Origin of the sequence: Aggregicoccus sp. 17bor-14 (assembly GCF_009659535.1) — a bacterium.
In the GTDB taxonomy this organism is placed as follows: domain Bacteria; phylum Myxococcota; class Myxococcia; order Myxococcales; family Myxococcaceae; genus Aggregicoccus.
On record NZ_VJZZ01000028.1, the window covers coordinates 1 to 8,519 of the forward strand.

Sequence of the window (8,519 nt, forward strand, 5' to 3'; positions counted from 1 at the left end):
CCCGAGAGGGCCACTGGCACGCGCACGGGGCGCGCGCCCCGCCTCCGCGCCACCTCGCCCGCTCGCCCTCACGCTAAGGGCGCACGCCGCACTGCGCGTGCGCATCTCGCGCAGTCCAACTAGGGCTGCGCGAGCCGCCGGCCCCAGGTCCACGTGCCCTCGCGGTCCCCGAGCGCCACCGTGAGGAAGCCCAGCGCGAAGGGGACCCCGCAGATGAACGCGAGGCTCATCACCGCGAAGAGGTCCTCGAACTGGTGCGTCCCGAAGGCCCAGCGCGCGAAGAGGCCGTAGGCGATGCCGAGGGCAACGCCCGCCCAGCCGAGCCGGGAGCGGGAGGTGGGGGCAGAGGAGGAGGGGTCGGCGTCGCTCATGCGTGCGCTCGACCCTAGCGCCTCTGCAGGCTAGGTCGTGTACTCCGCGTTCACCTGCACGTAGCGGTAGCCGAGGTCGCTCGTCAGCACCACCGCGCGCCCCGGCCCGTCCGCGAGCCGCAGCTCGAGCCGCACGTCCTCCTGCGCCATCGCGCGCGAGGCCGCGGCGCGGTCGAAGGCGGTGGGCTCGCCTCCCCGGAACACCTCGATGCCCTGCAGCACGCAGGTGAGGGCGCGCGCGTTCCTCACCGCGCGCGCGTTGCCCACCTGGCTGGTGAAGCGGCCCCAGTTGGGGTCGTTGCCGTAGAGCGCGGTGCGCACCAGCGCGGAGGCCGCCACGAGCTTCGCGATCTCTCGCGCCGCCGCATCGCTCTCGGCGCCCGTCACCTCGATGGTGGTCACCTTCGTGGCCCCCTCGCCGTCGCGCGCGATGAGCCAGGCGAGCCGGTGCGCGACCTGCGCCGCCGCCTCCTCCCAGCCCGCGGCGCGCGGGGTGCGGCCCGTGGCGAGCAGCAGCAGCGTGTCGTTGGTGCTGGTGTGCGTGTCCACGTGCACCGCGTTGAAGCTGCCCGCGGCGAGCCGCGGCAGCGCGGCCTGCAGCTCCGCGGGTGAGAGCTGCAGGTCGGTCGAGAGGAAGCCGAGCATGGTGGCCATGTTCGGCTCGATCATCCCCGCGCCCTTGCAGATGCCCGCGACCACGCCGCGCCCGAGCCGCGCGCACGCCTCCTTCGGATAGGCGTCCGTGGTCATGATGGCATGCAGGAAGCGGCGGCCCGCCTCCACGTCCCCCGCGAGCTGCGCGAGCGCCGCGTCGATGCCGGCGCGCACCCGGTCCATGGGCAGCTTCACGCCGATGACCCCGGTGGAGCACACCAGCACCTGCTCCACCGGGCAGCCGAGCGCCCCGGCCACGCGCGTGCACATCTCGCGGGCATCGCGCGCGCCGTCCTCGCCGGTGCAGGCGTTCGCGTTGCCGCTGTTCACCACCACCGCGCGCACGCGGCCGCCGCTCTTCGCGAGGTGCTCGCGCGAGAGGAGCACGGGCGCCGCGGCGAAGTGGTTCTGCGTGAAGAGGCCGGCCGCCGGCACGGCCTCGTCCGCCACCAGCAGGCCCACGTCCGGGTTGCCGCTCGCCTTGATGCCCGCCCGCACGCCCGCGGCGCGCAGGCCGGGCACCGACGTGAGGGTGAGCGCGGCGGGGGGAAAGGACGGGACGGGCGGGACGGGGATGCTCATGGCGCGCCTTGTACCCGACCTGCGCCCCCTGCACAGCCCGCGCTGCGGGCCCACACCTGCGCACGCCCGCGTGTGGGCCGAGCCGGCACGCGGCGCCTCGCACCTGTCGTTGCGCTTGTCCCCTCCGGGCCCCTGGGCGAGTCTGCGCCCCGCGATGAGCAAGCCCCAGCGCCTGCAGCGATTGGCCGCCGCCGTCTTCACCACCATGGACGAGGCGCGCCGCCGCGTCCTCGCCGCCGGCACGGACGTCATCAACCTCTCCATCGGCAGCCCGGACCTGCCGCCCGCCCGGCACGTCACCGAGGCCATGGCGGCCGCCGTGCTCGAGGGCGGCAACTACGGCTACCCGATGCGCGACCAGCCCGCCTTCCGCGAGGCGGTGGCCGGCTGGTACGCGCGGCGCTTCGGGGTGCGGCTGGACCCGGAGCGCGAGGTGCTCGGGCTCACCGGCTCGCAGGAGGGGCTCGCCCACATTGCGCAGGCGGTGACCGACCCGGGCGAGCTGGTGCTGGTGCCGGACCCCGGCTACCCCATCTACAGCGCGGGCCCCGTGCTCGCCGGCGCGGAGCTCTACCCGGTGCCCCTGCGCGCGGGAAACGGCTACCTCCCGGACCTCGAGGGCCTGCCCGAGAGCGTGAAGGCCCGCGCGAAGCTGCTGGTGCTCAACTACCCGAGCAACCCGCTCGCTGCCGTGGTGCAGCCCGGCTTCTTCGAGCAGGCGGTGGCCTTCGCCCGGCGCTGGGGCACCGTGGTGCTGCACGATGCGGCCTACAGCGAGCTCGCCTTCGACGGCTACCGCCCGCCGAGCTTCCTCGAGACGCCCGGGGCGCGCGAGGTGGGGCTCGAGCTCAACTCGCTCTCCAAGACCTACAACCTCGCCGGCGCGCGCGTGGCCTACGCGGTGGGCAACACGCGGCTCGTGGGGCAGCTCGCCGAGGTGAAGGCCCACCTGGACTACGGCCTCTTCCGCCCGGTGCAGGCGGGCGCCGTGGCGGCGCTCACCGGGCCGCAGGAGGGCGTGGCCGAGATGGCCGCCACCTACCAGCGCCGCCGCGACGTGCTGGTGGACGGGCTCACGCGGCTCGGCTGGGCGGTGCCGCGCCCGAAGGCCACCATGTTCCTCTGGGCCCCGGTCCCCCGCGGCTACCCGAGCAGCCTCGCGTTCGCGATGGCGCTCATCGAGCGCGCCGGCGTGGCGGTGGTGCCCGGCAGCGGCTTCGGCCAGATGGGCGAGGGCTCCGTGCGCCTCGCGCTGGTGCAGCAGGAGGCGCGGCTCGCCGAGGCGGTGCAGCGCATCGCGCGCTCGCGCGTGCTCGAGGGGCCCTGAGCCCTCAGGCCCACGAGGCCGCAGGCGCGCGCGAGGGCAGCTGCGCGGCCGCGCGCCCGCTGCGGCGCCGCCACCCGAAGTAGCTGAGCTGCACGAGCGCCAGCGCCACGAGCGGCGCCGCGAGGTTCACCGCCGGCGCGCCGATGGCGTGCAGGGACACCGCGGCGGCGAGCACGTCGAAGGTGAAGCCCGCGTAGGCCCACTCGCGCAGCACGCGCGGCACGGGCAAGAGCAGCGCGAGCGCCCCGAGCACCTTCGCGCTGCCCAGCATCACGGCGAAGTAGGCGGGGTAGCCCAGCTGCGCGAAGCCCTTCGCGGACTCCTCGGACTGCAGGGCGTTCATCAGGCCGCCGCTGAACATGAGCAGGGCGAGCAACACCGTGGGAATCCAGTAGAGCAGCCCCTGCGCCTTCGTTCCCGTCCGCTGACCCCGTGCGTCCATGACGTGCTCCCCAGTTGCGAGCCGGGCGCCAGTGCCCGGCCTCGACAGGGCGACGAACGGGCTCGCGGCGGATCGACACGGGGCGCGGGAATCCTGCGCGACGCAGCGCGGCGAGGGTTCGCTGGTCGCCAGCCCCGGGCGCCGCGCTGGGCCGCAGGGGGGCGACTTCGCTAGCGTGGCGCGCCATGGCCACCTCCCTGAGACCCCTGGTGCTCGTGATGCTCTCCTCGCTCGCGCTCGCGGCCCCGCCGGATGCGGGCACTGCTGGAACGGCGGAGGCGGGCGCGGACGGCGGCACGGGTCGCAGCTACGCCGAGCTGCCGAGCGAGATTCCGGAGAAGTTCACGCCCGCGAACGCGCTCCTGGACCACGAGCGGCGCACGGTGGAGATCCCGATGCGCGACGGGGTGAAGCTGCACACCGTCATCCTGGTGCCGCGCGGGGCGAAGGGGCGCCCGATGCTGCTCACGCGCACCCCGTACGACGCGGACTCGCTCACCCGCCACGCGGAGAGCACGCACCTGGGGCGCGTGCTCCAGGGCTACGACAACGCCACGGACGTCATCGTGGAGGGCGGCTACATCCGCGTGGTGCAGGACGTGCGCGGCAAGCACGGCTCCGAGGGCGACTACGTGATGAACCGCCCGCTGCACGGGCCGCAGAACCCCACGCCGGTGGACCACGCCACGGACACCTGGGACACCATCGACTGGCTGGTGAAGAACGTGCCCGAGTCCAACGGGCGCGTGGGCATCCTGGGCATCTCCTACGACGGCTTCCTGCCGCTGATGGCGCTGGTGAACCCGCACCCCGCGCTCAAGGTGGCCGTGCCCATGAACCCGATGGTGGACGGGTGGATGGGCGACGACTGGTTCCACCACGGCGCGTTCCGCCAGACGATGCTGTCCTACGTCCACGACCAGCAGGCCAGCCGCAAGGGCGAGGTGAAGTGGGCGTCGGGCTACCGCGACGCGTACCAGGAGTACCTCGAGGCGGGCTCGGCCGGGGAGATCGGCCGGCGCCACGGGCTCGAGCAGCTGGGCTTCTACCGCAAGCTGCTGCAGCACCCCGCCTACGACGCCTTCTGGCGCGACCAGGCGATGGACAAGGTGCTCGCCGCGCAGCCGCTCAAGGTGCCGATGATGCTGGTGCACAGCCTCTGGGACCAGGAGGACATCTACGGCGCGCCGGCGGTGTACGACGCGCTGAAGCCCAAGGACGCGGGCAACGACCGCGTGTTCCTGGTGATGGGGCCCTGGTACCACGGGCAGTCCATCGGGGACGGCTCGCACCTGGGCGCGCTGCGCTTCGGCAGCGACACGTCGCTGCGCTTCCGGCGCGAGGTGCTGCGCCCCTTCCTGGACCAGTACCTCGTGGACAGCGCGCCCAAGGCACGCATCGCGCCGGTGACGGCGTTCGAGACCGGCACGAACCAGTGGCGAGACCTGCCCGCGTGGCCCGCCGGCTGCGCGAGCGGCTGCAGCGTGAAGGCCACGCCGCTCTACCTGCGCGCGGGCTTCACCGCGGGCTTCACTGCGCCCACGGAGAGCGGCCCCGCCTTCGACGAGTACGTGTCCGACCCCGGCAAGCCGGTGCCCTACCGCGCGCGGCCCATCGTGGACGACAGCAACGAGGAGAACCCGACCGACCCGTGGCGCACCTGGCTGGTGCGCGACCAGCGCGAGACGTCCTCGCGCCCGGACGTGCTGGTCTACGTGTCCGAGGTGCTCACCCAGCCGGTGAAGGTGAGCGGCCGGCCGATGGCGAACCTCGTCGCCTCCACCAGCGGCACGGACAGCGACTGGGTGGTGAAGCTCATCGACGTGTACCCGGACGAGGTCGCCGAGCAGCCGGAGATGGGCGGCTACCAGCTGATGGTCTCCGCGGACATCTTCCGCGGCCGCTACCGCGAGGGCTACGAGACGCCCAAGCCCCTCGCCGCGAACAAGCCGCTCACCTACCGCTTCGCGCTGCCCACCGCGAACCACGTCTTCCTGCCCGGCCACCGGATGATGGTGCAGATCCAGTCCAGCTGGTTCCCCCTCTACGACCGCAACCCGCAGACCTTCGTGAAGAGCATCTTCGAGGCGAAGCCCGCGGACTTCCGCAAGGCGGTGCAGCGCGTGTACCGCGCGCCGAAGCAGGCGAGCTTCGTGGAGCTGCCGCTGGTCACGCGCTAGGCGGGGTGGGAGGGGGTGGGCCTGCCCGTGAGGATGGGCCCCCCTCTTGTCCTCGCGGCCGCGTCTGCGCCACTGTGCGCGCGCCATGCGATGCGACTCCTGCTACCGCTCCGGACCCGCCGCCTACGCCCAGTTCCAGCACAACGTGGGCATGCTCTTCGCCCGCCGCGAGTACTCCACCGCGGGTGACTTCTGCCGGGAGTGTCTCGGGCGCTCCTTCTGGCACCACACCCTGCACAACGTGACGTTGGGCTGGTGGGGCTACATCTCGTTCGTGATGACCTGGGTGTTCCTCGTCTCGAACATCCACCACTACGTGCGGGCCCGCCGGGAGCTGGGCCGCGTGCGCGTGCAGGCGCCCGTGCCGCCTGCGTCCGGCCTCGAGGCCGAGCAGCGCCTCGCGCCCTTCGAGCACAACGTGCGCATGCGGCTGCAGGAGGGCGAGGCGCCGGCGCTCGTCGCGCGGGACCTCGCCCGCCTCCACGCGGTGAGCGAGGACGCGGCCGCGCAGTTCGTGGCCTCGCTGCAGCGCGAAGCGGCCTGAGCGACCGGCAGCCCCGGTCCTCCGCCACGCGGTCTCCTGCCCGCCGCTGCAGCGCGAGGCGCCCGGCGTCAGGCCCCGCCCACCGCCGCGAACTTCGCGTCTGCCGCCCGCGCAGGCTCAGCCCTCGTCTGCCGCCTCGAGGTTCTGCACCACCCGCTGCAGCAGCTGCAGCAGGGTGGCCCTCTCCTTCGCGCTGAGCCCCGCAGTGGCCTCCTCCTCGCCGCGCAGCAGCGCCGCCTTGAGCTCGGGGAGGCGCGCGCGTGCCGTGCGCGTGAGGGAAGTGAGGCTGCCGCGCCTGTCCTCGGGGTTGGGCTCTCGCTGCACCACCCCGTCGCGCTCCATGCGCGCGAGCTGCTCTGCCATGGTGGGCTGCTCCACGCGCGCGCAGCGGGCCAGCTCCTTCTGCGACAGCGCGCCGTCCGCCTCGAGTGCGAGCAGCACCGGCAGCTGGCTCATCCCGAAGCCCAGCGGCCGCAGGCGGCTCTCGTGCAGCCGCAGCAGCGCGCGCGAGGCGCGGTTGAGCCAGAACGCCGCGGTGGCCTCCGGATTCCATGAGGCGGACTTGGGCTTGGGTTGCATAGGCCCCTTTATATGTTTAGATAGGGTCCTATGAAAACTGAAAAGCACGTGGGCATCGTGGGTGGGGGGCCGGGCGGGCTCACCCTGGCGAGGATCCTGGCCACCCGAGGCATCGCCTCGACGGTGCTCGAGCTGGACGCGCATCCCCTCGCACGCCCCCAGGGAGGCTCGCTGGACATCCACGCGGAGTCCGGCCAGCGCGCGCTGCGCCTCGCGGGCCTGGAGGCGCAGTTCCGCGCCCTCGCCCGCTACGACGACCAGGCGCTGCGCATCTACGACGCGCAGGGCACGCTTCACTACGAGGAGGCGGATCCACCGCAGGGAGACCGCCCCGAAATCGACCGCACGCAGCTGCGCAGTCTGCTCCTGCAGAGCCTTCCGGAGGGGACGGTGCGCAGGGGAAGCCATGTGCGCGGCGTGCAGCCGCTGGAGGACGGGCGCTACCAGGTGCTGGGCGCGGACGGAGCGCTGGGCACCTTCGACCTCGTGGTGGGCGCGGATGGCGCCTGGTCGCGGGTGCGTCCGCTGCTCTCGGACGCGCGCCCCCGGTACACCGGAGTGACCTTCGTGGAGCTGGAGGTGGACGAGGTGGACGCGCGCCATCCCGGCCTCGCGCGGCTGATCCCGCACGGGAAGATATTTGCACTGGGCGGGGGCAAGGCGCTCATCGCCCAGCGCAACAGCCAGTCGCGGCTGCGCATCTACGTGGCGCTGCGGGTGCCGGAGGACTGGGCCTCAGGGGGGCTGGACCTGTCCACCCCCGGGCGCACGCGCGCGGCGCTGAAGGGCGTGCTCGCGGGCTGGGCCCCCGAGCTGCTCGCCCTGGTGGAGCAGGCGAGCGACGTGATCGTTGTGCGCCGGCTCGTCGCGCTGCCGGTGGGCCACCGCTGGGCCCACCGTCCCGGCCTCACGCTGCTGGGCGACGCGGCGCACGTGATGTCCCCGTTCTCTGGCGAGGGCGTGAACATCGCCATGCTCGATGCCGCGGAGCTGGGGCTGCGGCTCGCGGCGGAGGCGGACTGGAGCCGCGCCGTCCAGCGCTACGAGCAGGACCTCTTCCCCCGGGCCGCCGCGGAGTCCGCTCGCGCCGCCGAGGCCCTCGACACAGCGGTCTCGGAGCAGGGGCTCCAGAACATGCTCTCGTTCTTCCGGGCGCTGCAGGGAGCTGCAGCCTGAGCACGCCCCGCAAGCCCGTGAGCTCCGAGCTGCCCTGAACGCCCAAGGTCCGGCTGTCTCCGGCCGACGCGCCGCGTGAGCGTCGAGCCATCTCCAGCGCCCTCACCAGGGTCCGGCTGGCAGCCGGCCCGCACGGACGCGAGAGGGTCCGGACAGTCGCCGGTGCCGTTCGCGCGGCCCCAGATGCCGGCTGACCTCCGTCGCGCGACGAAGTTGCGGACCCGAACCGTAGACGTGGCGCATGGAGGCGGGTGCGTCAACCCCCTGGGCTGCGAAAAGGGCCTGGAAGGAAGCTTCCTTCCAGGCCCTTCGCGGCTCCGGGAGGGCTGGGCCCGGGTGCTGGCGTGGGGGCTTGCACGCGCGAGATGCCGGCACACACACGGAGGCTGACCAGGTTGGAGCCGGAGCACTGAGCTTCTCGCGTGTCGCGGGTGCGCCACCCGAGCGCGGGCGCAGCGCGTGGCCGAGGCGCGGCGTGCGGGCGCAGCGCGTGGCCCAGGCGCGGCGTGCGGGCGCGGCTCGGGAGGCAGGGGCGCGGCGCGCCTGGGCACCGGGCCGCGGCCGGCGGGCAGAAGCGCGCGCGAGGGGAACGTCAGGCCCCTGGGCTACGAAAAAGGTCTGGAAGGAAGCTTCATTCCAGGGGGTCTGCGGCTCCGGAGGGCAG

Annotated in this window: 8 protein-coding genes; 4 read left to right on the forward strand and 4 right to left on the reverse strand. The window is 73.6% G+C overall.

Features of this window, described 5'->3' with window-relative positions; translation table 11 throughout:
* Positions 1–119: 119 nt before the first annotated feature.
* Together FGE12_RS29825 and argJ are read right to left on the reverse strand one after the other, a co-directional pair.
* The gene (locus FGE12_RS29825) at positions 120–371 is read right to left on the reverse strand and encodes a hypothetical protein (RefSeq protein ID WP_153870062.1); all 252 of its coding nucleotides are present in this window, start codon (positions 369–371) and stop codon (positions 120–122) included.
* A gap of 30 nt (positions 372–401) precedes the next feature.
* The gene (gene argJ, locus FGE12_RS29830; protein WP_194798418.1) at positions 402–1,607 is read right to left on the reverse strand and encodes a bifunctional glutamate N-acetyltransferase/amino-acid acetyltransferase ArgJ; all 1,206 of its coding nucleotides are present in this window, start codon (positions 1,605–1,607) and stop codon (positions 402–404) included.
* 154 nt (positions 1,608–1,761) lie between these two features.
* On the opposite strand from argJ, the gene FGE12_RS29835 reads away from it, so the two are divergent.
* Entirely contained in the window at positions 1,762–2,934 is a 1,173-nt protein-coding gene (locus FGE12_RS29835; protein WP_153870064.1) for an aminotransferase class I/II-fold pyridoxal phosphate-dependent enzyme, read from the forward strand.
* A gap of 4 nt (positions 2,935–2,938) precedes the next feature.
* Here the strand turns inward: FGE12_RS29835 and FGE12_RS29840 are convergent, their stop codons facing one another.
* Entirely contained in the window at positions 2,939–3,376 is a 438-nt protein-coding gene (locus FGE12_RS29840; protein WP_153870065.1) for a DoxX family protein, read from the reverse strand.
* A 185-nt stretch (positions 3,377–3,561) separates the two neighbouring features.
* On the opposite strand from FGE12_RS29840, the gene FGE12_RS29845 reads away from it, so the two are divergent.
* Positions 3,562–5,556: a CocE/NonD family hydrolase gene (locus FGE12_RS29845; RefSeq protein ID WP_228531223.1), complete on the forward strand. Its 1,995-nt coding sequence runs from the start codon at positions 3,562–3,564 to the stop codon at positions 5,554–5,556.
* Positions 5,557–5,641: 85 nt separating this feature from the next.
* A complete protein-coding gene (locus FGE12_RS29850) occupies positions 5,642–6,100 on the forward strand; it encodes a hypothetical protein (RefSeq protein ID WP_153870066.1) in 459 nt (152 codons plus the stop codon).
* A 117-nt stretch (positions 6,101–6,217) separates the two neighbouring features.
* Here the strand turns inward: FGE12_RS29850 and FGE12_RS29855 are convergent, their stop codons facing one another.
* On the reverse strand, positions 6,218–6,679 hold the full coding sequence (locus tag FGE12_RS29855; RefSeq protein ID WP_153870067.1) for a MarR family winged helix-turn-helix transcriptional regulator: 462 nt from the start codon (positions 6,677–6,679) through the stop codon (positions 6,218–6,220).
* A 30-nt stretch (positions 6,680–6,709) separates the two neighbouring features.
* Here FGE12_RS29855 and FGE12_RS29860 point away from each other — a divergent pair, with 30 nt between their 5' ends.
* Positions 6,710–7,855, forward strand: a complete 1,146-nt coding sequence (locus FGE12_RS29860; protein ID WP_153870068.1) for an NAD(P)/FAD-dependent oxidoreductase — start codon at positions 6,710–6,712, stop codon at positions 7,853–7,855.
* Positions 7,856–8,519: the final 664 nt, after the last annotated feature.

What these genes read in the sequence shown, in the direction of transcription:
- FGE12_RS29825 (WP_153870062.1), bottom strand. Translation starts at nt 371, where the DNA reads ATGAGCGACGCCGACCCCTCCTCCTCTGCCCCCACCTCCCGCTCCCGG.
- argJ (WP_194798418.1), bottom strand. Translation starts at nt 1,607, where the DNA reads ATGAGCATCCCCGTCCCGCCCGTCCCGTCCTTTCCCCCCGCCGCGCTC.
- FGE12_RS29835 (WP_153870064.1), top strand. Translation starts at nt 1,762, where the DNA reads ATGAGCAAGCCCCAGCGCCTGCAGCGATTGGCCGCCGCCGTCTTCACC.
- FGE12_RS29840 (WP_153870065.1), bottom strand. Translation starts at nt 3,376, where the DNA reads ATGGACGCACGGGGTCAGCGGACGGGAACGAAGGCGCAGGGGCTGCTC.
- FGE12_RS29845 (WP_228531223.1), top strand. Translation starts at nt 3,562, where the DNA reads ATGGCCACCTCCCTGAGACCCCTGGTGCTCGTGATGCTCTCCTCGCTC.
- FGE12_RS29850 (WP_153870066.1), top strand. Translation starts at nt 5,642, where the DNA reads ATGCGATGCGACTCCTGCTACCGCTCCGGACCCGCCGCCTACGCCCAG.
- FGE12_RS29855 (WP_153870067.1), bottom strand. Translation starts at nt 6,679, where the DNA reads ATGCAACCCAAGCCCAAGTCCGCCTCATGGAATCCGGAGGCCACCGCG.
- FGE12_RS29860 (WP_153870068.1), top strand. Translation starts at nt 6,710, where the DNA reads ATGAAAACTGAAAAGCACGTGGGCATCGTGGGTGGGGGGCCGGGCGGG.